Below are 25,560 nucleotides of genomic sequence, written 5' to 3'. Positions count from 1 at the left end.
GCACCGCGCGGAACTCCCGCATCATGCGCAAGGCCCTGTCTTCGGACGGGGCCTTTTCGTTTACGTCCGATCGCGCTCGAGCAGCGACACCGTGCGCTCGACGAGCGCCGCCGCATCGGCGCCGTCTTCGGGCCAGCTCACCGCTGCGGAGCGCACGCGGCAGAACACCTTCTTCCCGTCGATGCGCGCCTTCCACAGCAGCGCCAGCTCCAACGCGCGCATCATGTCGCCGAGCGTTCGCCGGTCGATGCGTTCGTACACGCACACCACGAAGCTGCCGCCGCTCACGCGCGCGGCATCGTAGCTCCCCTGCACCACGGCCGCAATCTCGCCCTTCACCGATTCCAGGTAGCTGTTGCGCGCGGCCCATCCGAGCGCGAGCGCCGTGCGTTCGAAGTCGTCCACCGACAGGCAGATGAGCGTGAGCGGCAGCGGACCCTTCCGACGGCGTCCGTTGCGCTCGAGCGCTTCCAAGAATCCCGCATACGTCAAAAGCCCCGTCTCGGGATCGAGCAACCGCTCCTGCGCAGCCTGCCGACGCGTCCGGCGCAGGATCAACGCCGTGCCCGTCAGCGCGATCACCAGCAGGGCGACCAGCGTGCATCCGCCCACGATATCGAATGCCCAGGTGCGCGGAACCCATCCGTCAACGGGCACGAGGGACAGCGTCCACAGGGTGGGCATGTTGAACGACAGCTTCACCGCCTGCGAGAAGTCGGTCGCGCCCTCCGAAACGGCGATGACGTCCTTGCTGCCGTCCTGCGGACTCACCGCCCACAGCTCGTAGCGGTAGCCCTGCTCTTCGAGCGAGGCGAAATCAAGCTGCTCGATCACGTACGCCGCATCGAGACCCACGATCACTTCGCCGTAGTACACGCCATCGACATCGAAGGGCCGCACGAACAGGAACACTTCGTTGCCCTCGGTCAGCTCGACGGGCCCTTCGACCACGAAGTCGTCCGTCACCTTGCCCAACGTGTACACGTACGAGAACGTGACCAGATCGCGGCCCACCGTGTCGCCGAACGAGCTTTCCGGAAGGGCGTAGCGCATCGTCTCGCCCTGCAGATAGGCGACGTAGGCCGCCCCATCCTGCTCGAGCAGGCGCTCGGCTGCGGCCGGAAACCATCCGTCGTCGGTCGGGTCCACCGCAATCGCCGCCGCAAGCGCGTCGCCTTGGCTCAGATCGCTGCGCAGCTTCTGCGTCATCGTCTGCTGGAAATAGGCGAGCACGGTATCGGCATCGCGTTGGCGCGTGACGTTCACCTCGTCGAAGAGGAACAAGCCCACCGCTGTCACCGCCACGCAGACCGCGAGGGAGAACACGCCGAATCCGAAAACCTCCAACGCTTTGCGCGACTTCACGACGCATCCCGGTCTTGGTACACGCAGTAGTTTTCCTTGCCTTGCTGCTTGACGATGTACAACGCCTGGTCGGCCTGCTCCATGAGGACGTCGGCGTCGATTCGCCCATCCCATACCGACACGCCCACGCTGCAATGCACCGAGAACGCCGCATCTCCCGATTGGATGTCCACGTGCAAGCCCGCCGTCATCTCGTCGAGCACGTCGCGCAATTCGTCGTCGTTGTCGAGATCGGTCATGAGCAGCACGAATTCGTCGCCGCCGTACCGACCCACCAAGCCGTCGTAGCGTCGTTCGAACTCACGCAGAAGATAGCCGATGCTCTTGAGCGCGACATCGCCCATCGCATGCCCGTAGGTGTCGTTGATCAGCTTGAAATCGTCCACGTCGACGAAGCAGAGCGCGTACAGTTTCTCGGTGCTCCCCGCATGTTCGAGCGCGCTCGTCAGGCGGCTTGCGAACACCGACCGCGTGAACGTGCCGGTCAGCCCGTCGGACAATCCCGACGACGTGAGCTCGAGGATGTCGGAGATGTCGGCATCGGATGCGCCGTCATCGCTGTAGAGCTTCTTCTGCAGCTGCTCGACGGACTTCTCAAGCGCCGAAGCGCTCTCCATCTGCTGCGAGAACCAGCGCCACATCAGCGCGAACATACCCGCTATGAGCGCGAGAATCACGAATATGACGGGCAGCAGGTTGCTCATGATCTTTGCATACGCACTCCAAAAGTCGCTCGAGCACACCAGATCCCACGAGGTGCCGTCGATGGGCGCCGCGACATAGTAGCGCAGGTCAAGCCCTTCGACCGTCCAGAAATCCACCTCGTTCGACGCGAGCAGCTCGGCTTCGATGCCGTCGGCCGTCACGCCGAATGCGATGCGGTCGCGCAGCGGGTCGAGAAAGAAGTCGTCGTATACGTAGCCCGACGTCGCCGACATGACCTGCCCTCGACTGCCGACGAGCACGGACTCGACCTCGGCACTCGCCGTGCTCTCGTTGAGCAGCTCATCCACATCGTCGAAGTACAGCGACACGAACAGCGATCCCGTCATGACGCCCTCGTCGTGCAGCGGGACGAGCACGACGTAATTGAGCGTCACCCCATCGGCTCCGGCAGCGAAGCTGTCGGTAACCGTTCGCTCGCCCGTGGCGTACAGCTTCTGCATGAAATCGCGGCTGGCAAGGCTCGCGGGGCCCGTGGCATCCCACACGTTGATGTCCTCGTCCACGTAGCACAAGAGGAAGTATTGATAACGTTCGTTGACTTGATCGAGCAGGCTCACTTTGTCCATGACGGGAACATCGGGATCGCACAGGACGGGTTGCACGGCAAGGGATTCGAGCAGCTTGAACGATTCGTCGATGCGCTGCTCGATTTGAGGCCGGGCGCTCGTCAGCGAGACGGTGGTCTCGTGCCGCATGTCGTGCACGGCAAGCGCCACGCCGATGGCGCATACCGCCAGCACGGAAAGCGCTGCCAAGAGCACTCCGCACCAGGCCAAACGCTTAAACGAAAAGCGCGAACGATGAAATGCCGTTATCGCTTCGTTCGCCATGCACTCTCGTTTCTTGCGTAACCGGACACGTACAGTGCTTTCAATATAGCATACTACCCCCCCCCCCGGAAGGATTGGATGCCTTGAACTTTTTTCGGACAAGCGTAGGGAGACCCCTTCGCAGGACGACGCATCGGCGTCCGCCTCGTCGATCTCATAGACCGCATCTTCCACGTAGCGCACGAGGGCCCCGGCGGTGCCGGGGCCCTCGATGCGAACCTGCGCTTGCTCGAAACGCTTAGAACAGCGACTGCACCAAGATGAACAGCGGCGAGAACGTCAGCGAGACGATGGTCATAAGGTTGATGAGGATGTTCATGGACGGACCGGAGGTGTCCTTGAACGGGTCGCCCACCGTGTCGCCCACGACGGCAGCCTTGTGGGCCTCAGAGCCCTTGCCGCCATGCGCGCCCTTCTCGATGTACTTCTTCGCGTTGTCCCACGCGCCGCCCGCGTTCGACATGAAGATGGCCAGCAGCATGCCGGTGGACACGGCGCCCGCGAGGAAGCCGCCCAGCATGGCCGGGTTGAAGCAGCCGATGACCACGGGGATGACGACGGCCAGGATACCCGGCAGCATCATTTCGCGCAGCGCGGACGAGGTGGAGATGGCGATGCACTTGTCGTACTCGGGCTCGGCCTCGTAGGTCATGATGCCCTTGATCTCGCGGAACTGACGACGAACCTCGGCCACCATGGCATGGGCCGCACGCGACACGGCGCCCATGGTGAGGGCCGCGAACATGAACGGGATCATGGCGCCGATGAAGATGCCGGCGATGATGAGCGGGTCGGTGAGCGTCAGCTCGAACTCGGGGATGGCATGGTGCATCGTGGCCTGGTAGGACACGAACAGCGAGATGGCGGACAGGCCCGCGGACGCGATGGCGAAGCCCTTCGCGATGGCGGCCGTGGTGTTGCCCACGGAGTCCAGCTCGTCGGTGCGCTCGCGCACCTCTTCGGGCAGACCGGCCATTTCGGCGATGCCGCCGGCGTTGTCGGCCACGGGGCCGTACGCGTCGACGCCGATGGTGATGGCCGTGTTCGACAGCATGCCCGTCGCGGCAAGCGCCACGCCGAACAGGCCGACGGCGATGCCGCCCATGTCGTCAACGTTCGGGAACGCCATGTTGCCGAACGTGTACGCGCCGATGATGGCGAACGCCACGAGCAGGATGGGGATGATGGTGGACAGCATGCCCGTCGACAGACCCTGGATGACGTTCGTGCCGGGGCCCGTCTCGGACGCCTCGGCGATCTGATGCACCGGCTTGTAGGAGTCGGAGCAGAAGTACTCGGTGGTCTTGCCGATGAGGAGACCCGCCACGAGACCGCACAGCACCGAACCGAACAGCCAGATGGGCTGCGCGTCGACGGTCTGGTTGTTCCACATGATGAAGATCACGAGGATGGCGACGACCTCGATGATGGCGGCGAGGTACGTGCCGCGGTTGAGGGCCTTGTGCAGCTCGGCGCCTTCCTTCGTGCGCACGGCCAGCAGGCCGATGATCGAGGTGATGATGCCGCAGCCGGCGATGAGCACCGGGACGACGATGGCCCACGTGGCGTCGATGCTGCCGAACGCGCCGAAGTAGCCGAGCGCGGCGAACGTCGTGGCCAGGATGGTGGGCGCCAGGATGGCGCCGGTGTAGGACTCGAACAGGTCGGCGCCCATGCCCGCGACGTCGCCCACGTTGTCGCCCACGTTGTCGGCGATGGTGGCCGGGTTGCGCGGATCGTCCTCCGGAATGCCCGCTTCGACCTTGCCCACGAGGTCGGCGCCCACGTCGGCCGCCTTCGTGTAGATGCCGCCGCCCACACGGGCGAACAGCGCGACAGCCGATGCGCCGGTGGCGAAGCCCTCGACCATGCCCACATGCTCGTGCATGAGGTCGAACGAGTCGACGCCGAACACGAGCAGGATGAGCCAGAGGCTCAGGCCCAGCAGCGCGAACGAAGCGACGGACAGGCCCATGGTGAGGCCCGACTTGAAGCTGACGTTCAGCGCGGCGGCCACGGACTTCTCGGCGGCGTAGGCGGTGCGCGTGTTGGCGCGCGTGGCCACGTGCATGCCGATGTAGCCGGCGAGCGCCGACAGAATGCCGCCGGTCACGAACGCGATGGCCGTGATCGGGGACAGCGCCACCGCCATCACCACGGCCACCACGACCATGAAGATGACGAGCAGCTTGTACTCGCTCATGAGGAACGCCTTCGCGCCCTGCTGAATCTTCAGCGAAATGTTGTTCATCTTGTCCGGACCCGGGTCCTGCTTGAGCACCCACGATCCGAGGTAGCCCGCCATGCAGATGCCAATTAAGGCACAGATGGGAGCCATCCATGCGACTTGAACCGTCACTTGAATCCTCCTTGTCCTCTTCCAATACAACTATGCGACCTTTTCGCCGGGCATTCTAAGCGGGAAAGTCGCATTCAGCTGTCTTATTGTAGGATATTTGCAGATAATGTGAAGTCGGAATCACAGTTTTTTGCCAGTTTGGCTGAATAGCCCGGTCAGCGCCATGAAACGTCGAACCGTCCGGAAACGCCCCCTGCGCAGTCGCAACCCAACCGCTATCATGCACCCCTTATACTTATCGGTGTTCACACATCTGTTTACTATAGTAGGAGTTTCCCTATGACCGTACGTCAGCGCTGCGACGCAGCGCTCTCCGCGGCCGTCGCGTCCTGTTCCGACCTGCGCACCCACCTGACGCCCTCCCGCGGCGACCTGGTGGGAGCGTGTCTTTGCGCGCTTGCCGCCCTGTTCATCATCGTCTACGCCGCCTGCGGCTTTTCCGACGCGCCCTGGTTCGTCGTGACGGGCGCCGCCGTGCTGCTCGTCGCCTGCAGCGTGGCCTTCCTCGTGCGCGCGAAGCGCACGGAAACCGCCCTGCGCCGATGGGCGCTCGCCCGGCCGGTGGTCGTGCTGCTTGCCATCCCGGTTGGGTTCTACCTGCTCGAGCGCCCCTGGAACGACCAGCTGCTGCTCATGGAGCCGTACTACGTGCTGGCGAACCTGTGCGTGCTCGGCGTGCTGTTCGCCATCGTGTATGCGGCCGGACAGCGCACGCGCGGAGCCGTCATGGCCTTCCTGCTGGCCTGCCTCGTGGCGGGCGTGGCCAACCACTTCGTCATCCTGTTCAAGGGGCAGCCCGTCGTTCCGGCCGACCTGTTCGCCCTGTCCACGGCGGCCTCGGTGGGCGCGGGCTACACGTTTTCGCTCGACGCGCGGCTCCTCGAGACCATCGTCGTGTTCGCCGCCGCCTCCACCGCCGTCGCCTACGTGCCGAAGGTGGCGGCCACGCCGCGGCGCCTCGTGGCGAACAGCGTGTGCGCGCTGGCGCTGGCCGGCTGTTTCGGCTGGTGGATCGGGTCGTACGACATGGAGAAGGCCTACGCCGTCACCGTGGACGTCTGGGGCGTGAAGGAGTCGTACGCCGAGCAGGGATCGACGCTGTGCTTCCTCAAGCGCGTGCAGGATCTGAGCCCCGCCCAGCCCGACGGCTACGACGCCGACGCCGTTGCGGCGCTGCTCGGCGGGCTCGACGGCGGCGCCGTCGAAACGGCGGCCGAGACCGAGGCGCCCACCGTCATCGCCATCATGAACGAGACGTTCTCCGACCTCTCGCGCTACCCCGGCCTGGCCGACACCGACGCGCGCCCCGCGTACTACTACGATATCGCCGCCTCGGCGCTCGAGTCGGGCGACGCGTACGTCTCGGCGCTCGGCGGCGGCACGTGCAACAGCGAGTTCGAGTTCCTCACCGGATCGAGCATGGGGCACCTCGGCGGCGGCGTGTACCCCTACGTGCTGTACGACCTCGACGGCACCGAGAGCCTCGTGTCGTACTTCGACGCGCTCGGCTACGCCACGCACGCCATCCACCCCGCCGAGAGCACGAACTGGCGGCGCGACCGCGTGTACGACCAGCTCGGGTTCGACGCGTTCACCGACCAGAGCGCCTTCGCCGACGCCGACACGCTGCGCGGCCTCACCACCGACCGCGCGACGTACGACTACGTGCTCGACCTGCTGGCCGCCGACGAGAACCCGCAGTTCGTGTTCGACGTCACGCTGCAGAACCACGGCGGCTACGACGTGGGCGGCCTCGACGACGACATGACCGTCACCGTGCCGCTGGGCGACGGCACCACGTCCTCGGAGCTCGACGAGTACGCGAGCGTCATCCGCCAGGCCGACCGCGACCTCGCCTACCTCGTGGAGCAGCTGAACGCGCTCGACCGGCCCGTGGTGCTGTGCTTCTTCGGCGATCATCAGCCCGGCTTCAGCGATTGGCTGTTCGAGGTCACCCACGACGGCGCGAACGCCGACGACCTGGGCCTCGACGCCGTGCAGGAGCGCTACACCGTGCCGTACATGATCTGGGCGAACGACGCGGCCCGGGCGCAGGGCGCGGGCGATGGCGAGCATGCGGAAGCCAACGACCACGAGCGCACGAGCCTCAACTACCTGGGAGCGAAGCTCGTGGACGCCGCAGGGCTGCCCACCACGAGCTACCAGCGCTTCCTGCTGGCCGTGCGCGAAGCCGTCCCCGCCATCAACCTCAACGGCTACCTCACGAACGACGGCGTCTGGCACGGCTTCGCCGACGAGGAGGAATCGGACGTCTGGGAAGCCCTGCGCGCCTACGCCGACGTGCAGTACGACAACCTGTTCAACCGAGATTCGGTCTGGAGCGTGAGGTAAGGGGCTTCCTCCCCTTTGCTGGTGCGGGATGGAAGCGCCCCTTCTTTTTTTGGCGCGGGGTGGGAATTGCGGGCTGGGGACCGCGTCCGCGCCGAGCGCACCTGGGTGCGGCGTGCGATCGGCGCGAAGGGTCGAGCGAGGACCGGTAGACACTCGTCGCGCCATAAAAAGCGAGAGGGTCGCGCCAAAAAGAGAGAAAGAGGCTGCGGGGTTACAGATGCTCCCTTACCCAGGCTATGTTGCTCTTCACGGTTGCGATGAGCTCGTCTACGCTGTCGAACTTGCGCATGGCCCTGAGCCAGTGGAGGAACTCCACCTTGATGCGCTTGCCGTAGAGGTCGCCCTCGAAATCGAGGAGATGGACTTCGCAGGTGGCGGTGGCGCGGTCGGCGAAGGTGGCGGCCACGCCCACGTTGACGGCGGCTTTGTAGCGCGCGCCGTCCACCGTGGCCCAGGCGGCGTACACGCCGTCGCCGAGGGGGCGCATCTGGTCGGGCACCACGAGGTTCGCGGTGCGGAAGCCCAGGTCGGCGCCTTCGCCACGGCCGGGTTCGACCGTGCCGGTCATGAAGTACGGGCGTCCCAGCAGATGGTTCGCCTCGTGGATATCGCCGTCGGCCAGGAGCAGGCGGATGCGCGTGGCCGTGATGGGCGCGCCGTCGTCGCTCTTCAGGTCGTGGGCCTGCACGTTCGTGCCGCCCGTCATGGCCCAGGAGTCGAGGTCGCGCACGGTGCCCGACGCGCGCGCGCCGAACTTGAAGTCGTAGCCCACGTGCAGGCAGGACGGCACGGTGCCGTCGAAGGTCTGCAGCAGGAACTCCTCGGGCGAGGAGGCCGCGAAATCGCGGGTGAACGGCAGCACCACCACGGCGTCGACGCCGCTTTCCGCCAGCATGGCGACGCGCTCCTCGTTCGTCATGAGCTTCTTGAGCCGCGCCGGATGGAACACCTCGTCGGGATCGATGTCGAACGTGAGCGCCACGCTTCTGCCGCCGGTTTCCCGCGCCGTCGTGCGCGCGCAGTCCAGCAGGAAGCGATGCCCCCGATGCACGCCGTCGAACACGCCGAAGGCGCACGACGTGCCCTTGAAGAACGCATGGTCGAACGACTCGTCAACTCTATAGATCTCTGCCACGAGACACCCCCGTTTGAAACACACAGCGCGTCTCGTAGCGAGCGCGCTTCTCGTTGAACGCATACAACGCAACCAGCTTGTTGTCGGCGAGCACGGCCACCAGCTCGCCGTCGCGCGGCGGCTCGCAGCTCTCGCGCACGCCCGCCGTGCAGGCGCACAACTCGAGCGCCGCCGTCGACCGCCGCCGCTCGAACAGCGGCAACGCCTCGACGCCCAGCTGCGCCCCGTTCGCCACCTTCGCGGCCAGGTCCTCCTGCACGTAGGCGAAGCGCACGCCCAGCAGGCGCACCGGGTCGAGCGCCGCGCGATCTTTGAGCTCGGCCAGCGTCTCGAGGCTCACGCACTCCTCGAGCGTGAGCAGCCCCAGCTCAGTCCGCTCGAGCGCGGCCACGTGCGCCGGGCATCCCAGCGCCACGCCCGCGTCGCGCGCGAGCGCGCGGATGTAGGTGCCCTTCGACACCTCGAACGACACGTCCCAGGCGGGTAGCGTCGCCTCGTCGCCCTCGTGCACACCCAACAACCGGGCATCGTACACCTCGATGTCGCGCGGCGCAAGATCGATGATGTTGCCAGCGCGCGCGGCTTCGTAGGATTTCTTCCCGTTCACCTTGATGGCCGAGTACGCCGGCGGCATCTGCTTGCGCCTGCCCACGAGGCTCGCCACGAACGCGGCGGCGAATTCGGGGTCGAGCACCCGCGCGGGCACCTCGCCCGTGCGCACCACCTGGCCGGCCGCGTCGTCGGTGTCGGTGCCGGCGCCGAACGCGATGGACACGCGATAGCGCTTGTCGTGCCCCGTCAGGTAGTTCCCCAGCCGCGTGGCCGGGCCGATACAGATGGGCAGCACGCCCGTGGCCATGGGATCGAGCGTGCCGGTATGCCCCACACGCCGCTCGCCGAAGATGAAGCGACAGCGGTTCACCACGTCATGAGAGCTCATGCCGGCCGGCTTGTTCACCCCAACGACCAGCGACAACCCCGAGAGTCCCCGTTTCACGCGCCGCACGCCTCCCCGCTCGCGGCAAACGTCGCGGCAAGCGTGCGATGAACCAGGTCCCTCGCCTCGTCGATGGAGCAGTGCAGCGTGAAGCCGGCCGCGGCCACGTGGCCGCCCCCGCCGAAGGAGCGCGCGATGGCCGCCACGTCGGTGGCGTCCTTGGCGCGCAGGCTGCCGCGCACGGCATCGCCCTGTTCGCGCAGCATGCAGGCCACGCGCACGCCCGACACCGAGCGCAGCGCGTCGATGATGGGCTCGGCGTCGGCCTTCACCGCGCCGGTGGCCTCGAAGTCCTCGCGGGTGAGCCAGCTCATGGCGAAGGCGCCCTCGCAACCGAACGCCATGCGCTCGACGGCGATGCCTTCGAGGCGCACGGACGGCAGCGAGCGGTTCTGGAAGATGTCGCGCGATACGGTGGCCGGATCGGCCCCCGCTTCCACCATCTCGGATGCGGCGCGCATGGCGGCCGCGTCGGTGTTCTGGTACTGGAAGCGGCCCGTGTCGGTGACGAGGCCCGTGTAGCAGCTCAGCGCCACGTCGCCCGCCCGGTCGACGCCGAGCAGGCCGGCGAGCTCCCACACGAGCATCGTCGTGGATGCGGCGGCGGGGTCGACGTACACGAGGTCGGTCATGGCGGTATCCACCGCATGGTGGTCGACGGTCACCGAGAGCTCGCAGGCGTCGCGCAGCGCGGCGGCCGCCTCCCCGATGCGCTCGCTGGTGGGAACGTCCACCGCCACGAACGTGCGGGCGACGCCGTCGAAGGACGCCGCCGGAACGAGGTCCGCGGCGCCCGGCAGAAAGACGAGCCGCTCGTCGATGGGCTCGTCTTTCGCCAAAAGGCAGGTCACGCGCTTGCCGAGCGCTTTGAGCGCCGCGGCCAGGCCAAGCTGCGAGCCCAGGCAGTCGCCGTCGGGGCTCACATGCCCGCAGATGATGAAGTCGTCGTGCGCTTGCAGGGCCTCGGCAATGGATGCGAGGTCGGTGTTGGTCTGGGGCGTGACCGCCATGGAATCTCCCTACTCGTCGTGATGCGCCGCCAGCTCGGCTTCCGCCTCGCGGTCGGCCATGATGTCGGCATCCGCCGGCACGTCGCTGTCCGTGGGTGCGACCACCTTGTTGCGTGCGGCATCGCGCTCGAGCGCCGACGCGATGCGTTCGGCTTCGTCCACGCTCTTGTCCAGCAAGAAGCGCAGCTCGGGGGCGATACGCCACGACAGCTGCTTCGCCATGAGCGAGCGGATGCGGCCCGATGCCTTCTGGAAGGCCGCGGCCACGTCCTCGTAGCGATCGGGCTCGGTGGTGTAGAACACGTTGCACACGCTGCGGTCGTAGCTCACTTCGCAGCCCGTGACGGTGACCAGCTCCAAGCGCGGGTCCGATATTTCAAACAGCAGGATACCCGCGATGATCTCGCGTGCTTGCTCGTTAACCTTGCGGTTGGATGAACTCTGTTTCATGATGCGTCTCCTTACCGATAAAGGTGTCTGCGCGAAACGCGCCCGCCGCATCCAGTGTAGCGTGGATGTACCGGCGAGCGCGCAGGCATACGCAGTGATAACGAACGGTTACTCCGTGCGCTCGACTTCCTTCACGGTGTAGCCTTCGATGTGGTCGCCCACCTTGAGGTCCTGGTAGCCCTTGATGCCGATGCCGCATTCGTAGCCCTGCTTCACGGACTTCACGTCGTCCTTGAAGCGGCGCAGCGACTCCATGGAGCCCTCGAAGATGATGGTGCCGTCGCGGACGATGCGCACCTTGTCGTCGCGGTGGATCTCGCCGTCGATGATGTAGCAGCCGGCGATCGTGCCCACCTTCGGCACCTTGAACGTCTCGCGCACCTCGGCGATGCCGGTGTCCTCTTCCACGATATCGGGAGACAGCAGGCCCACGCGCGCGGCGTTGATCTCCTCGATGGCCTGGTAGATGATGCGGTACAGGCGGATGTCCACCTTCTCCTTCTCGGCCTGCTGCTTCGACTTGCCCGTGGGGCGCACGTTGAAGCCGATGATGATGGCGTCGGAGGCGGAGGCCAGCGTGACGTCGGTCTCGGTGATGCCGCCCACGGCCGAGTGCACGATGTTGATGCGCACCTCGGACTGGTCCATCTTCTCGAACGCGTCGCGCAGCGCCTCGATGGAGCCCTGCACGTCGGCCTTCACGATGAGGTTCAGGTCGGTCTGCTTGCCCTCTTCGATGCGGTTGAACAGGTCGTCCAGGCTCATGTGGCTCTTGGACTCCTGCTCGGCCAGACGGGCGCGCAGCGCACGCTCCTCGGCCAGCTTGCGGGCGTCGCGCTCGTCCTCGAACACGCGGAACTCGTCGCCGGCCGTCGGCACGCTGTTGAGGCCGAGGATCTCCACCGGGTCTGCCGGCAGAGCCTGGTCGACATGCTTGCCGTGCGGGTCGACGAGGGCGCGCACGCGGCCGTACGACGTGCCGGCCACCACGATATCGCCCGGATGGAGCGTACCGCGCTGGACGAGCACCGTGGCCACGGGGCCGCGGCCCTTGTCGAGGTTCGCCTCGATGACGAAGCCGGACGCCTCGGCGTTGGGGTTGGCCTTGAGCTCGAGCACGTCGGCCTGCAGGATGATGGTTTCCAGCACGTCGTCGATGTGCAGGCGCTGCTTGGCCGACACCTCCACGAACATGTTCGTGCCGCCCCACTCCTCGGGGATGACGCCGTACTCCACGAGCTCCTGACGCACGCGGTCGGGGTTCGCGCCCGGCTTGTCGATCTTGTTGACCGCCACCACGATGGGCACGTTGGCGGCCTTCGCGTGGTTGATGGCCTCGACGGTCTGCGGCATGACGCCGTCGTCGGCGGCCACCACGAGCACGATAACGTCGGTGACCTGGGCACCGCGGGCGCGCATGGCCGTGAACGCCTCGTGGCCCGGCGTGTCGATGAACGTGATCTGCTGACCGTCGATCTCGACGACCGACGCGCCGATGTGCTGCGTGATGCCGCCGGCCTCGCTGGCCACGACGCCCGTGTCGCGGATGGCGTCGAGCAGCGACGTCTTGCCGTGGTCGACGTGGCCCATGACGGTGACCACGGGCGGACGGGGCATGAGGTCCTCGTCCTTGTCGTGGTACACCACGGCGTACTTCTCCTCCGGCGACACGACGCGCACCTTGCGGCCCATGTCGTCGGCGATGAGCTCGACGAGATCGTCGCCCATGGACTGCGTGAGCGTCAGCACCTGGCCGAGCATGAACAGACGCTTGATGATGTCGTTGGACGGCACGCCCAGAAGCTCGGCGAACTTCGCCACCGTGGCGCCCTGCGGGATCTCCACGACGGAGTCGTCGAGCACGAGCGTGGGATCGAGGCCCTTCTCGATGGCCTCGAGTTCCATGCGGTCGCGGGTCTCGGCCTCGCGCTTCTCCTTGCGCTTCTTGCGGCGGCCTTCGCCCTCGTGCGAGGTGGCGGCGGCAACGGCCGCGCGCGCCTCGGCGAGCACTTTGTCGCGCTGCAGCTTCTCGGCCTGCACGGCCATCTGCGCGTAGCGGTCCTCGGGCTGCGCGGGCTGCTGCCCGAGCTCGAGTTCGGGCACGACCTGCTCGACATGGCCGCCCTTCTTGCCCTTCTTCGCCGGACGCTCGGGCTTGGAGCCCTTGCGCGCAGCGTCGCGTGCGGCCGGAGCCGCCTGCTTCTGGGCTTCGATGCGCTGCTTCTCGGCCTCGATCTGCGACAGCAGCGAGTCGAACGCGGGCTTCTTGGCGCCGAGCACGGGCGCGGGCTTCTTGGCAGCCGGCGCGGGGGCCGCGTTCTTGGCGCCGCCCTTGCTGTTGCGATTGCGCAGGGCCTCTTCCACCGCCTGCTTCTTGGCCACCTCGGCGGCCATCTTGGCCTGGCGGGCGCGGGCGCGGGCCTCGGCGGCCTCGCGGGCAACGCGTTCCTTCTCGCTCTCGATCTGGCTGGCCAGGCTTTCGAACGGAGAGGACGCAGGGGCCTTCTTCGGCGCGGGAGCGCCGTCGGCGCCGACCGCCTGCTCGTCGTCGGACGAGCCCTCGGCGCGCAGAGCGCGCTCGGCCTCGCGGGCGGCGCGTTCCTGCTCGACGGCCTCGCGGCGCGCACGCTCCTCCTCGGCCTTGCGGGCCTCGGCTTCGGCGCGCTCCTGGGCGAGCTTCGCGGCTTCCTCGTCCTCGAGCTGCCCGGCACGTTGCTTGATCTCGGGCTCGAGGTTCTTGCGGATCTTCTCGACGTAGGCGTCCGCGAGCATGCTCGCATGGCTCTTCGCGGGGATCTTCATCTGTTGCAGCTTGTCGAGCAGCTCTTTGCTCGATATGTCGAATTCCTTCGCCAACTCATGTACTCGCATGCTGGCCATATACCACTCCTCTACTTCTATCTCGCTTCGCGCGCAGCCGAAGCGACGTCGGCGGCGATCCTGTCGTACCCATCGCTGCCGAGCGTCGCCTTGAGCGCCCGGTCGAGCTTTTTCTTCTTGCATGCGGCGGCGAAGCACTCCTCGGAGCAGACGTACGCCCCCCTGCCCGGCGCACGGCCGGTCTTGTCGAACGACACGACGCCGGACGGCTCGCGCACGATGCGCATGAGCTCGGCTTTACCCGCCAGCTTTCCGCACATGATGCAGCTGCGCTGCCCCTTCGTCGCCGTCATCCCAGGCCGCCCTCTCTCGAAACCCTCGTACGTTCTTACGCTTCGTCGAGGTCGGCGTGCACGCCGCAGTACCGGCTGCCCGGGCGGGCATGGTTGCGGCAGCGGGCGCCGTCCTCGTTGACGTAGGCGCACAGACCCGCCTCGTCGTCGACCACTTCGTCTTCGTCGATCAGCATGTTGTCCATCGGGGCCAGCGATTCGCCCGTGAAGCTGGCGCTCTTGATGTCGATGTGCCACCCCGTCAGACGCGCGGCGAGGCGGGCGTTCTGGCCCTCCTTGCCGATGGCCAGCGACAGCTGGTCGTCGGGCACCACGACGGTGGCGTAGTGGTTGTCCTCGTCGATCATGACGCGCGTGACCTTGGCCGGCGACAGCGCGTTGGCCACGTACACCGCCGGGTCCTCGGCCCACTGGATGACGTCGACGCGCTCGTTGCGCAGCTCTTCGACCACCATGCGCACGCGGCTACCCTTCGGGCCGACGCAGGCGCCCACGGGATCGAGGTTCGCCTCGCGCGACGAGACGGCGATCTTGGAACGCGCGCCGGGCTCGCGGGCGATGGACTTGATCTCCACCATGCCGTCGTAGATCTCGGGAACTTCGATCTCGAACAGGCGGCGGATGAGGTCCGGATGCGTGCGGGACACGACGATGGCCGGGCGGGCCTGCTCGCCGCGCATCTTCGGCGCGTCGGAGTTCGGGTCGCGCACCTCGATGATGAGCACCTTGAGGCGCTGGTTGTGGCGGTAGTGCTCGTTGGCCGGGCGCTCGTTGCGCTCGTTCGGGTTGCGCTTCACGTCGTAATGGGGCAGCTCGGCCTCCACGCCGTCGCGGATCTTGATGATGGTGAAGTCCGGCGTGCCCTGCAGCACCGTGCCCGTGACGAGGTCGCCCACGCGATCGGAGAACTCCTCGTAGATGGACTGGCGGCCGGCTTCGCGCACGATGGACGCGATGACGCCCTTGGCGTTCTGCGCGGCGATGCGGCTCACGTCGTCGGGGGTGACGTCGCGCTCCTCGAACTCGTCGTACTCGCCCGTTTCCTCGTCGGGCTCGCCGACGGGCACGAGCTCGTACACGTAGATGTGACCGGTCTGGCGGTCGATGGTCACGCGAGCATCCCACTCGAGATCGAGGATGCGCTCGTAGCTTTTGGCGAGAGACTGCTCCAAACGCTCGATGAGGTAGAACTCGTCGATCTTGCGCTCGTGGGCTAACGCCTGCAACGCCTCAATCAGTTCTGAACTTGCCACGTCTTCGCTTCCTTTCCTCAGATGCTCGCTTTAGAGCTGAAATCGATCGTGCCCTTGAGATGGGCGCGCTTGATGGTGTCAAAGGGGATGACCGCCTCCGTGCCGTCGACGTCGAGCGTGACGGCCTGCTCGTCGGCGCTCACGATGGTGCCCGTCCACGCGCTGCGGCCGTCCACCGGCTGCGTCTTGAGCACGGCCGTGTCGCCCGCGAACCGCGCGAAATGCTCCGGCGTGCGCAGCGGCCGGTCGATGCCCGGCGACGAAACCTCGAGCGTGTACGCTCCGGGGAACGGGTCGAGCTCGTCCATGATGTCGTTGATCCACACCTGTGCGGAGGACAGCTCGTCGAAGCTCACGCCGTCGGGCGTGTCTATAAACACGCGAATCGTCGGCGCCTTCTTCGCGCCCACGACGTCCACCGTGACGATTTCGACGCCCTCCTGCTCCGCCCGGGGAGCCAACGCGTCCAGCAGTTGTTGTTCCTTCTTGCTCAGCACGCGCTTCCTCCTTCCCGTCCGGTTGCGCTTCGTACCCCACGTTCGCCTCCGCCCGTCGGACGGGTGCGAGTCCTTACAAACAAAGAAAGCGGGAACAAGCCCACTTTCTCGGTGTGTCGAAAGTATGGTGCGCGAAAACGCGCTTGCTTCTTTGTCGTACCCTGCATTTATACCATATCAACTGCGCTTTGCCTAGAGCGCCCATCAGCGCAGTCGCAAGTTCCCCACATTTTTCGCGTCGGCGGCGCAACGGCGATCCGAGCACGGAAGCGTCGCGGCGCTATGCAAGCCGCGGCTCCTCGAGCCCCTCCAGAACGTCGTCGATAGCGCGCGGGCGCACGAGGTCGATGAGCTCCTGCTGCGAATGCACGCCGCATTTCGCGAAGATGCTGCGCGCATGGGCGTGAACCGTATGCAGCGAGATGATGAGCTCGTCGCGGATGTAGGGACGATTGCGCCCCTCGAGCAGCAGGAACGCCACCTCCGTCTCGCGCTTCGTGAGACCGTACTCGTCGCGGACAAACCGCGCCTCCCTTCCCAGAAGGTCGTAGAACGCTCCCCCGCCCGTCGACGCCGCCCCCGCGTCGGAAGCCGATCGCCCCCGAGCCGGGCAGGCGGGCCGCTCCTGCGTTTTCGCCGCGGCGCTTGCCTTGTCGCCCACATGCATCCTCGAAGCCGGGAGTATCCAGCAAGGCTTGAACCCCACGAGCATCGTCGCAAGCAGCACCGCGCCGACAAGCAATAGCGATACGCCCGCCGTCTGGCCATACCCCGCCTGGCCGACCACCGACAGGCCCGCCGCCACGCCGACGGTGACGCCAACCCCCTCGGCCGCCACGAGGCCGCCGAAGAACGCGGAGGGGCTCGCCTTCACGCGATGGACGTACTTGGCGCCGGCGATCCAGCAGCAGGCTTGGGCGCCGAACATCGCGACGAAGTTCACCAAGTAGGCCAGGGAACGCCCGAATTCGGCGTCGACGACGTACAGGACGCCGCAGCTCAGCACCACGAGCGGCAACGCCCATCGGTAGATAAGGGTGAAATTGACGTGCCCGCTCAACACGATGCACAGCCCCAGCCCGGCGCCGGCGAACACGAAGGCGAGGGCGAAAGGCGGGAACAGCTCGTCGCCGCCCGTCATGCTGGGCGCGGCGAGGATCCGGAAGTACGAGAACAAAAACCACAGAAGCCCGTACAGCGCGAACACCGAGGCCACGTTCGCGAGCGGCCTGCGGTCGCCGACGACAGCCCTCCCCCGTTCGGCGCAGACCGGGGGCGTCGCGTCGGCGAGCGCATCGTCTGCGGCGCGCGGCCGTCCGAAGTCGGCGAAGGTCAAAACGGCGGCCGCAAGCGCGAGCAGGATGTTCAGGACGACCCGCAGGTAGCCGCCCGTGCAAAGGAGCGCAACGCACACGACCGACGCCAACCCGAACGAGACCACCATCGTCGCTTCGGACTCGTCTTCCTCGCGGGCGCTGATCCAAGCTCCCCACGTCGCCGTCATGACGGCGATGGCCACGCCGCACAACGCCTCGCCGATGGCGGTGAACGCAGAGAGCCCTTCGCCGAAGAGATGGCCCACCCCCACGAGCGCCGAACCGACGGTTGCGCACAAGCCGGCCGCCACGCCCGCAGGAGCGCCCCCGAGTCGGGGGAAGCGGCCCAGCAGCAGCGCAGAGGCGATGCCCGCAACCGCGAGAGGCCCTTCGAGGCAAGCCCATACCCAGGCCGCGCACCAAAGAGGCTCGCGCGCTATTCCAAAGGCAGAGAGGAACAGGGTGTGGTAGCACCACGCCATGAAGAAGGTGAAGCCGAGGAGCTTGGCCTTCTGTCGAGTCGTCTTGAGGCGGGAACCGGCCGTCGACAAGCACCCGTCCTCTTCCCAGCAGCGAAGCATGTTCTTCAGATACGGCATTCGATCCGGCCACCTCCCTATCGGGTCGCAGGATACCACACCGCACCCGTCGGGCGGGGAAGCCGGCAGGGGCGTTCGCGACCGCTCGGAAAAATACCCACATCGTAGGTAGATGCGATCAGGCACGATGCCGAGGCACCCGACGATCCTCCCCGCGTTGTGGCGATGCGTCAGGCACCGCGCGCCATCACACTGTGCCCGAAGGTGCACCAAGGCAAGGTCAAAAGGAGGATTCATGGCACCAGAGAACATCAGCAGGCGCAGCTTTCTCGCAGCCGCCGGATGTGCGAGCGCGCTTTCGGTGGTGGGCGTGGGGCTGCCCGGCCAGCAGGCCGCAGCGCTCGCCGACGATGCAAGTCCCGCGGCGCCCGACGGGGCGCACACCCTGCCCGTCGAGGCGACGGTCGACCCGAAAACCGGGGAGGTGGAGGTGAACGACGAGGTGATCGTGCGCAACAGCGCGTGCCTCGGGTGCTACAGTTCGTGCGGAAACCGCGTGAGGCTTACGAAGGACGGCAGCCGCATTTTGACGACAGGAGGGAACCCCTACCATCCGAGCTGCGCCTATCCCTACCTCGATTTCGACGCTCCCCTTGAAGAGGAATACCGCTCGCTGAGCTTCGCCAACGGCAAGGGCAATATGCTCCGCGGGTCCGTGTGCGGTCGCGGCAACGCCTCGTTGGACGGCTACACGCAGCCGGATCGCATAACCACGCCGCTCAAACGGGCCGGCGCTCGGGGGGAGGGGAAATGGAAGCCCATCGGCTGGGATGCCCTCATCGAAGAAGTGACCGAGGGCGGGAGGCTGTTCGCCGACATCGGGGAAGATCGCGAGATCGAAGGCTTCAAGGCGCTGCATGACACGGAAACGCCCCTGAACCCCCGCGAGCCGAGCCTCGGGCCCGTCTCCAACCAGCTCGTTGCGCTCGGAGGGCGCAGCGACGGACGCACGAACATATCGAGCCGCTTCACGAACTGCTTCGGCACCCTCAACTTCTACTACCACAGCTCTTCTTGCGGCGGCACCGCTGCAGCGAGTTCGCTGTGCGAGAGCTTCATGGGCTGGACCGCCCCCGACCTCGACGACTGCGAGTACGTCATCTTCTCAGGGTACTTCCCCGGCGGAAACGGGTTCAACTTCCAGGGCATCGGCAAGCGGGTTGCCGAGCGCCTCAAGCGCGGCGCGTGCTCGGTGGACGTTCTCGACCCCGCTCTTTTGAACGGATGCATCACCCCCACCATGGACGGCATCAACTGGGTCCCCCTCAAAACCGCCAGCACCTCGTCGGTCATCCTCGGCATGATTCGCTGGATGTTCGAAAACGATGCGCTCGATCCCGACTACCTTTCGATTCCCAACTGGGATGCGGCTTACGCGAAGGGCTTCGGCTGCTACACCAATGCGGGCTTCCTCGTCATAGACGACGAGGACCACCCGGGCTACGGGACGCTCCTGCGCGCGGGCGATGCGGGGCTCGAGGACCCGCCGGGCGCCGCCGACGCCGCCGCAGCAGCTACGGAAGAGGGGCTGCCCGCTCCCGAATACTACGCCGTCGTCGACGCGGCAACCGGCGAGCCGACGGTCAACACGCTCTGCCCTTCGGCAAAGACGGATTTCGAGGGCACCGTGAACGGCGTCAAGGTGCGCTCGTCGCTGCTGTTCCTGGAAGACAGCGCCTTCGAGCACACGATGGACGAGTACGAGCAGATCACCTCTGTGCCGGCGAGCGAGATTGAGCGCATGGCGCGCGAGTTCACCTCGCACGGCACCAAAGTCGCCATGTACGGCAACGGCTCCACCGTCATGTCCAACGGAGTGGACACCGCCTTCGGCATGCGCATGATCAACGCCCTGGTGGGGTCTCACCAGATGATCGGAGGCTGCAACGCCATCGGCGGTTCCTTCACCGCCGACTACGACGGCGAGCGCTACCTCCTGGGAACCGTCGAAGGGCTGCCCGACGTCACCGCCGAGAACGCCACCCCCATCTGCCGCACCGGGAAGGCCTTCGACGCCACCGACGAGTACGCGAACCGCGTGGCTGCCGGGGAGAAGGACCCGCAGCCGAAACTTCCCTGGTTCCAGGCCTCGAACAGGTCCGACAACCAGGCGCTCATCTCCATCCTGCACGCCTATCCCTACCAGGCGAAGATCCTCGTCTCTTGGATGGCGAACACCCTCCAGGCAACGCCGGGCGCCTTTCGCGACGAGCTGCGCGACCGATTGAAAGACCCCGACATCGTGCCCCTGCACATAGCCTGCGACGTGGTGGTTGGAGAACATGCGCACCTGGCAGACTACATCGTCCCCGACACGAACCCGTTCGAGAGCTTCGGATGCACCGGCGATCCCGGCATTTGGAGCGGTTTCGGCACCACCGTGCGCTGGCGCGTGAAAACGCCCGAGAGCTTAAGGCTCGACGACGGCCGCTATGCCAGCTACGAGGCGTTCGTGGTGGACGTGGCGAAGGCGTGCGGCATGCCGGGCTTCGGCGAGGGCGCCATCGTGTCCGCCGACGGCACGGCCCTCCCGTTCAACGACGCGCCCGACTACTTCTTGAAGGCGGTGGCCAACATCGCCTACGACCAGGAACCCGTTGCCGATATCGACGAAGCCGAAATCAAGATGCAGCGCCTCGACGAGCTGCCCGAGGAATGGAAGAAGGCCGTCACCGCCGAGGAGTGGCCCAAAGTCCTCAAAGTCCTCTCGCGCGGCGGCCGATACCTGCCGCTCGAGGCGATGCGCGGCGAGGACGGGCGAAGCGTCTCGACGATGGAGATGCAATCCTACGTCTACAGCGAGCCGCGCTACCTCTCCACCAACTTCTACACGGGAGCGCATGCTTCCCCCGTGGTGAGAACCACCCCGCAGACGTTCGTCGACGGCACGCCCTACTCCAACCATTACCCGGAAGAGGAGTACCCCTTCAAGCTGACGAACTACAAGCCGCGCTTCCGTTCGGTGTCGATGCTGGCGAACAGCCCCATCATGCAGGATATATGCGATCACAACTTCCTGGAGATCAACCTCGAGGACGCCCGCTCCCTCGGCATCGAGGACGGCGACCGCATACGGATCAGCGCCCCCACGGGAACGCCCATGACCGGCGAGGCCATGGTGCGCGCCGGCGTTGCGCGCGGCACGTTCGCGCTGGCCTTCGGCTACGGGCACCGGGCCTACGGCGCCCAAGACGTCGAGATAGAGGGCGTGGGAAAGCGGCCGGGGAACCCGCGTTGCGGAAGCGGCGTGGCCGTCGAGGTGATGGACGACATCGTGGTCAAAGAAGCCTCCTTCCCCGTCGCGGACCTGGAGTGGTCCTCGCCCGGCCGCAACGGCGGCATGTACAAGATCGAGAAGATGTGAGGAGGCCTGCTATGGAAGAACCGAGAACCCGCTACGGCATGCTCGTCGACCTGTCCCTGTGCATCGGCTGCAACGCCTGCACGGTCGCCTGCAAGCTGGAGAACGGCACCCCGCGCGAGCGTTTCAACACCTGGATCGAGAGCTTCGACGTGGAATCCGCCGGGCGCATCCGGCGCGCGAACGTGCCCAAGCAGTGCAACCACTGCAGCGATGCGCCCTGCGTGAAGGTCTGTCCAACCGGCGCGAGCCACAAGCTGGACGACGGAGTGGTGATGGTGGACCCCGACACGTGCATCGGCTGCAAGTACTGCATGGCGGCCTGCCCCTACCAGGTACGCTACCAGCTCGATACCGGCGAGGTGGAGAAATGCACGTTCTGCCACCATCGCGTGGAGAAGGGACTCATGCCGGCTTGCGTCGGAACCTGCGTCACCAAGGCCCGCCTGTTCGGAGATATGAACGACCCCGAAAGCGATATCGCGAAGAGCATAGCCCGGGAAGGACACGAGACGCTCTACCCCGATCTCGGCTTGGATCCCGCGCTCGGCTACGTCGGTCTCTCCGACCTTGAGAAGATGCCCGTTTTGTCCGCCATCCATCGCGGCGGCAACGTTTACAAACGCTACGAGGGGTGATAACGATGGTTTGGGATGAACTGATCGCATGCTATTTGTTCCTGGCGGGACTCGGAGCCGGGGCGTTCGTGCTCGGCGCGCTGAGCTCATGGTCGAAGACGTCGAAGCCCCACCTGAAGAAAGCCGCGTACCTCATCGCGCCCGTTGCGGTGATCGTGGGCACGCTGCTGCTGGTGGTGGATGCGAGGGCGGGGTTGCATGCCCCGCTGCGATTCCTGCACCTCGTCTCGAACCTCTCTTCGGTCATGGCTTGGGGCGTCATCATATTGTCCCTGTTCATTATCGTAAGCAGCGCGAGCCTCATCCTCTTGCTTGCGAAGAAGAGCACGCCGAAGGCGCTCGACGTCGTCGGCATGGTGCTGGCCCTGTGCGTCGCGGCGTACACAGGCGTGCTGCTCGGAGACGCCGATATCGCATTCCCCCTCTGGAACATGGCCGTCTTGCCCGCCCTGTTCGTCGTTTCGGCGGCCTCCACCGGCTTCGCCGCCGTGCTGCTGGCAACGGGCCTCGTCGCCCCCGAGGAGACGAGGGCATACCCGCTTGCCTCCAAAGCGGGTATCGTCCTGCCGGTGCTGGAGGCCGTGCTCATCGCGGTGCTGCTCATCGTCACGGCGCATGCGGAAGGATCGGCCGCCGTGGCGGGATCGGCTTCGGTCGAGGCGCTTTTGTCCGGCTCGTACGCCCCCGCGTTCTGGATATGCCTGGTGGTCGTGGGGCTCGTGCTGCCCTTGGGCATCGAGCTTGGTTCGCATCGCGTTGCAGCGGCGCCCGAGGACGGCTCGGCGGCGAAACGCCGGCCGTTGGCGCTGGCGGGCGAAGTAGGCGTTCTCATAGGAGGATTCACGCTCCGCTACCTCGTGGTCATGGCGGCGGTCGCCGTCGGCGCAGCAGCCTGAGCGGATGTCATCGTTCACGAAAGGAGGAGCACCTTGCCTATCAGCAAAGCCGTCTACGCCCCCCGAGGGACGTCCGCAGAAACAGCCCTCGGGCTGAGCACCGTCTACGAGGTCCTATGCGAAGCGCTCATCAACGTGCCGAGCGCCTCCATCGTCGGGGACGTGCGCCAGGTCGCGCGCTTGTTCGGCACCGATGCCTTCGAGGGCATCGGTGCCTCCGCTCAGCTCGAACAGCGTTTCTACGATCGCTTTTTCATACCGATCAGCCCGGTTTTCGTCCCGCTGTCAGAAAGCCGCATCGAAGGGTGCCGCATCATCGGCGGAAAACGCTCTTTCGGCCCCACGGCCACGGAGGCGAGCAGGCACGTGGAGGCGCTCTGCGGGCAAACGGGATTCGATTTCCGCGCCCTTGAGGGTTTCGATTCGGCGGTTCAACGCCTTTCGAGCGACTCGCTCGCCGCGGAGCTCGCCTTCCTCGCCTTCCTGAGGATGCGGTTCGCCACGGGTTCGTGCGCATACGAGAGATTCGCCGCCGTCCTGCTCGACCGCCATACCGCCTGGGTTGAAAAGGCCGCTTCCATCATGGAGGGCCAGGACGACGACTTCTACGCACGCCTCGTGCGCCTTGCCGCGCAGATCCTCGCCGCCGACCGCGAGACAACGATCGCGGCGCATGCGGGCTGCCGGACGTGAGCGACGGTGCCGCCACGACGGCTCCGACGAGGAACGCCCCCGGTTGCTCTCGGTTCCCACGGGCGCCCCCTCAGAGGGAATCGAGCATGAGCACGATGCGCACGATGGCGCGGTTTTCCTCGATGTCGGCGTAGAGCGCGCCGTGGTGGCGCTCCGCCACCTGGCGCATCGTGGGCAGGCCGAGGCCGTGGTGCTCGGCGTCGGGTTTGGTGGTGGCGCCGAACGCGGCGTCGGGGGCCACGGTGTTCTCGCAGCGGATGGCCAGGCGGCCGGCGCGCTCGTGCATGGACAACGTCAGCGCGGGCGCATCGCCGGTTGCGGCGCGGGCGCGCTCGCAGGCCTCCACGGCGTTCGACAGGAGGTTCGACAGGAGCACGACGAGCTCGGTGCTCTTGATGTTGAGCGCGGCGGGCACCTGCACGTCCCACGACACGCGGACGCCCGCCGCCTGCGCCGGCGACAGGTAGGCCGCCATGACGGCGTTCACCTCGAGGTTGTCGGCGTAGCGCAGCGGCGCCTCGGCCTGCTGCTGCTCGCTCAGCTCGTCGAGGTAGGCGCGGCAGCGGTCCCACTCCCCCGCATCGGCCATCTGGCGCAGCGCGCCCACGTGATGGCGCAGGTCGTGGCGCGCGGCGCGCGTGGCCTCCTCGCCGCGGCGCACGTGCGTGAGGCTCGTCTCGGCCGCGCGCACCTGCACCTCGAGGTCGCGCACCTGCTCGCTCGCCGCGCGCAGCCGGCGCACGCGCTCGACGAGCATCCAGCCGAAGACGGCCACGAGGAACAGCGCCGCGTACTCGTTCTGCCACAGGCCGTACAACGGCTCGTACACGTTGTTGTCCAAGAGGTTCGCGATGAGCGACGCCCCGAGCACCGCGCAGCCGTACAGCACGAAGCGCGCCTCGGCGCTGCGGTTGATCAGGCCGAGGGCCGCGCACGCGACGAACAGCGACCAGCACGCCACGCGGAAGACGCTCTGGAAGGCCCCGTACGCCTGGATGGTGGCGGGAGCCGCGGGGATGACGAGCGCCACCCAGACGAACAGCACGACGGGCACGATCACGAGCGCGCGCAGGGCCATGCGCAGCGCGCGCTGGCGAAGTGCGCCCGCCGCCCGCGCGGCGAGCGCGAGGGCGCACACGAGCACGAGGGCCCACGCGGCGTCCTCCACCGCGTACCACCACGGCCCCGTCCAGCCGAGCCGCCATGCGAACGCGTGGAAGCCCGCCACCGCGAGCGCGGCGCACAGCACGCCGAAATCGCGCACGAGCGCATCGCCGTCGCCGCGCCGGCGCACGGCGAGCGCGAACAGGGCCGCCGCCGCGGGCACGAGCACGAGCACGCTCGTGGCGAACGTGTTGGCGAGGTCCACGTCGGCGATGGCCTCGGCCGAGCCGAGCACGGGCGGGTACACGAGCCCGCCGTAGTAGTGCGTGCGGTTCTCCACCTCGAACACGAGCTGGGTGTCGGCGCCCACCGTGAACGCCACTTCGGCGCCGTCGCCTTGCGCCGACACGGCGCGACCGTTCACGTACAGGGTGTAGTCGGTGAACACCTCGGGGATGAGCAGGACCACGGCCCGCTCGGCCTCGGCGCCGTCGTAGTGCAGCGCGAGCCGGTACGTGGCGCTGCCGAAGGCGCGCGCATCGCCCGGCGCGTAGGAGAAATCGGAGTATTGGCCGATGAACGTGTCGATCTCGTCGCCGCCCTCCACGGAGAGCCGCCATCCGTCCACGAGCGGGATGGGGTGGTCGAAATCGGCGTCGACGAGCGCGAGCGAGCCGTGCGCGCCGTAGGGCGGGCCGGCAAGGTATTTGCTATCATGGTAGTACGCGAGCGCGAACACGCACCCCGCCACCAGGAAGATGGCCACCGCGGGCGCAACGGCGCGATACAGAGCACGAACCGACATG

18 protein-coding genes are annotated in these 25,560 nt (G+C 66.7%); 5 read left to right on the top strand and 13 right to left on the bottom strand.

What is annotated here, in order from left to right; translation table 11 throughout:
* Positions 1–60: 60 nt before the first annotated feature.
* The 3 genes from C1876_RS13890 to C1876_RS13880 all read right to left on the bottom strand — a co-directional run bounded on the left by C1876_RS13890 (position 61) and on the right by C1876_RS13880 (position 5,259).
* Complete coding sequence (locus tag C1876_RS13890) at positions 61–1,365, bottom strand: GGDEF domain-containing protein (RefSeq protein WP_114547323.1); 1,305 nt, start codon at positions 1,363–1,365, stop codon at positions 61–63.
* Entirely contained in the window at positions 1,362–2,852 is a 1,491-nt protein-coding gene (locus C1876_RS13885; protein WP_244910161.1) for a diguanylate cyclase domain-containing protein, read from the bottom strand. The genes C1876_RS13890 and C1876_RS13885 overlap by 4 nt, the downstream gene beginning before the upstream one ends.
* Positions 2,853–3,159: 307 nt before the next feature.
* Positions 3,160–5,259 (bottom strand): sodium-translocating pyrophosphatase, encoded by a 2,100-nt coding sequence (locus C1876_RS13880; RefSeq protein ID WP_211309553.1) that lies wholly within the window; start codon positions 5,257–5,259, stop codon positions 3,160–3,162.
* 300 nt (positions 5,260–5,559) lie between these two features.
* On the opposite strand from C1876_RS13880, the gene C1876_RS13875 reads away from it, so the two are divergent.
* Positions 5,560–7,632, top strand: a complete 2,073-nt coding sequence (locus C1876_RS13875) for an LTA synthase family protein (protein WP_114547320.1) — start codon at positions 5,560–5,562, stop codon at positions 7,630–7,632.
* A 211-nt stretch (positions 7,633–7,843) separates the two neighbouring features.
* On the opposite strand, the gene ribF is transcribed toward C1876_RS13875, so the two are convergent.
* From ribF to C1876_RS13830, 9 genes are all read right to left on the bottom strand, one after another.
* Positions 7,844–8,767, bottom strand: a complete 924-nt coding sequence (gene ribF, locus C1876_RS13870) for a riboflavin biosynthesis protein RibF (RefSeq protein ID WP_114547319.1) — start codon at positions 8,765–8,767, stop codon at positions 7,844–7,846.
* Complete coding sequence (gene truB, locus C1876_RS13865; RefSeq protein ID WP_114547318.1) at positions 8,751–9,773, bottom strand: tRNA pseudouridine(55) synthase TruB; 1,023 nt, start codon at positions 9,771–9,773, stop codon at positions 8,751–8,753. Before truB ends, ribF begins: the two co-directional genes overlap by 17 nt.
* The gene (locus C1876_RS13860; protein ID WP_114547317.1) at positions 9,761–10,774 is read right to left on the bottom strand and encodes a DHH family phosphoesterase; all 1,014 of its coding nucleotides are present in this window, start codon (positions 10,772–10,774) and stop codon (positions 9,761–9,763) included. The genes truB and C1876_RS13860 overlap by 13 nt, the downstream gene beginning before the upstream one ends.
* A 9-nt stretch (positions 10,775–10,783) precedes the next feature.
* Positions 10,784–11,224: a 30S ribosome-binding factor RbfA gene (rbfA, locus tag C1876_RS13855; RefSeq protein ID WP_114547316.1), complete on the bottom strand. Its 441-nt coding sequence runs from the start codon at positions 11,222–11,224 to the stop codon at positions 10,784–10,786.
* 108 nt (positions 11,225–11,332) lie between these two features.
* Positions 11,333–14,104, bottom strand: a complete 2,772-nt coding sequence (gene infB, locus C1876_RS18155) for a translation initiation factor IF-2 (protein ID WP_114547315.1) — start codon at positions 14,102–14,104, stop codon at positions 11,333–11,335.
* A gap of 17 nt (positions 14,105–14,121) precedes the next feature.
* Complete coding sequence (rnpM, locus tag C1876_RS13845; RefSeq protein ID WP_114547314.1) at positions 14,122–14,397, bottom strand: RNase P modulator RnpM; 276 nt, start codon at positions 14,395–14,397, stop codon at positions 14,122–14,124.
* A gap of 35 nt (positions 14,398–14,432) precedes the next feature.
* Entirely contained in the window at positions 14,433–15,650 is a 1,218-nt protein-coding gene (nusA, locus tag C1876_RS13840; RefSeq protein WP_114547313.1) for a transcription termination factor NusA, read from the bottom strand.
* 17 nt (positions 15,651–15,667) lie between these two features.
* Positions 15,668–16,147, bottom strand: coding sequence for a ribosome maturation factor RimP (locus C1876_RS13835; protein WP_114547312.1), 480 nt, complete (start codon positions 16,145–16,147; stop codon positions 15,668–15,670).
* A gap of 280 nt (positions 16,148–16,427) precedes the next feature.
* A complete protein-coding gene (locus tag C1876_RS13830) occupies positions 16,428–18,062 on the bottom strand; it encodes a helix-turn-helix transcriptional regulator (protein WP_158544699.1) in 1,635 nt (544 codons plus the stop codon).
* Positions 18,063–18,297: 235 nt separating this feature from the next.
* Here C1876_RS13830 and C1876_RS13825 point away from each other — a divergent pair, with 235 nt between their 5' ends.
* The 4 genes from C1876_RS13825 to C1876_RS13810 all read left to right on the top strand — a co-directional run bounded on the left by C1876_RS13825 (position 18,298) and on the right by C1876_RS13810 (position 23,650).
* A complete protein-coding gene (locus tag C1876_RS13825) occupies positions 18,298–21,426 on the top strand; it encodes a molybdopterin dinucleotide binding domain-containing protein (RefSeq protein WP_148044543.1) in 3,129 nt (1,042 codons plus the stop codon).
* An 11-nt stretch (positions 21,427–21,437) separates the two neighbouring features.
* Positions 21,438–22,061: a 4Fe-4S dicluster domain-containing protein gene (locus C1876_RS13820; RefSeq protein ID WP_114547309.1), complete on the top strand. Its 624-nt coding sequence runs from the start codon at positions 21,438–21,440 to the stop codon at positions 22,059–22,061.
* 5 nt (positions 22,062–22,066) lie between these two features.
* On the top strand, positions 22,067–22,957 hold the full coding sequence (nrfD, locus tag C1876_RS13815; protein ID WP_114547308.1) for an NrfD/PsrC family molybdoenzyme membrane anchor subunit: 891 nt from the start codon (positions 22,067–22,069) through the stop codon (positions 22,955–22,957).
* 135 nt (positions 22,958–23,092) lie between these two features.
* Positions 23,093–23,650 carry a hypothetical protein gene (locus C1876_RS13810; protein ID WP_148044542.1) on the top strand — a complete coding sequence of 186 codons (558 nt, stop codon included), beginning with the start codon at positions 23,093–23,095 and terminating at the stop codon, positions 23,648–23,650.
* A 70-nt stretch (positions 23,651–23,720) separates the two neighbouring features.
* Here the strand turns inward: C1876_RS13810 and C1876_RS13805 are convergent, their stop codons facing one another.
* Complete coding sequence (locus C1876_RS13805) at positions 23,721–25,559, bottom strand: GHKL domain-containing protein (protein ID WP_114547306.1); 1,839 nt, start codon at positions 25,557–25,559, stop codon at positions 23,721–23,723.
* Between the last annotated feature and the right edge of the window lies 1 nt (position 25,560).

Origin of the sequence: Eggerthella sinensis, assembly GCF_003339815.1 — a bacterium.
GTDB lineage: Bacteria > Actinomycetota > Coriobacteriia > Coriobacteriales > Eggerthellaceae > Eggerthella > Eggerthella sinensis.
This window is presented reverse-complemented; position numbering and strand designations above follow the sequence as displayed.

What these genes read in the sequence shown, in the direction of transcription:
- C1876_RS13805 (WP_114547306.1), bottom strand. Translation starts at nt 25,559, where the DNA reads ATGTCGGTTCGTGCTCTGTATCGCGCCGTTGCGCCCGCGGTGGCCATC.
- C1876_RS13860 (WP_114547317.1), bottom strand. Translation starts at nt 10,774, where the DNA reads ATGGCGGTCACGCCCCAGACCAACACCGACCTCGCATCCATTGCCGAG.
- rbfA (WP_114547316.1), bottom strand. Translation starts at nt 11,224, where the DNA reads ATGAAACAGAGTTCATCCAACCGCAAGGTTAACGAGCAAGCACGCGAG.
- C1876_RS13880 (WP_211309553.1), bottom strand. Translation starts at nt 5,259, where the DNA reads ATGGCTCCCATCTGTGCCTTAATTGGCATCTGCATGGCGGGCTACCTC.
- C1876_RS13830 (WP_158544699.1), bottom strand. Translation starts at nt 18,062, where the DNA reads ATGCCGTATCTGAAGAACATGCTTCGCTGCTGGGAAGAGGACGGGTGC.
- infB (WP_114547315.1), bottom strand. Translation starts at nt 14,104, where the DNA reads ATGGCCAGCATGCGAGTACATGAGTTGGCGAAGGAATTCGACATATCG.
- nrfD (WP_114547308.1), top strand. Translation starts at nt 22,067, where the DNA reads ATGGTTTGGGATGAACTGATCGCATGCTATTTGTTCCTGGCGGGACTC.
- rnpM (WP_114547314.1), bottom strand. Translation starts at nt 14,397, where the DNA reads ATGACGGCGACGAAGGGGCAGCGCAGCTGCATCATGTGCGGAAAGCTG.
- C1876_RS13875 (WP_114547320.1), top strand. Translation starts at nt 5,560, where the DNA reads ATGACCGTACGTCAGCGCTGCGACGCAGCGCTCTCCGCGGCCGTCGCG.
- C1876_RS13820 (WP_114547309.1), top strand. Translation starts at nt 21,438, where the DNA reads ATGGAAGAACCGAGAACCCGCTACGGCATGCTCGTCGACCTGTCCCTG.
- C1876_RS13825 (WP_148044543.1), top strand. Translation starts at nt 18,298, where the DNA reads ATGGCACCAGAGAACATCAGCAGGCGCAGCTTTCTCGCAGCCGCCGGA.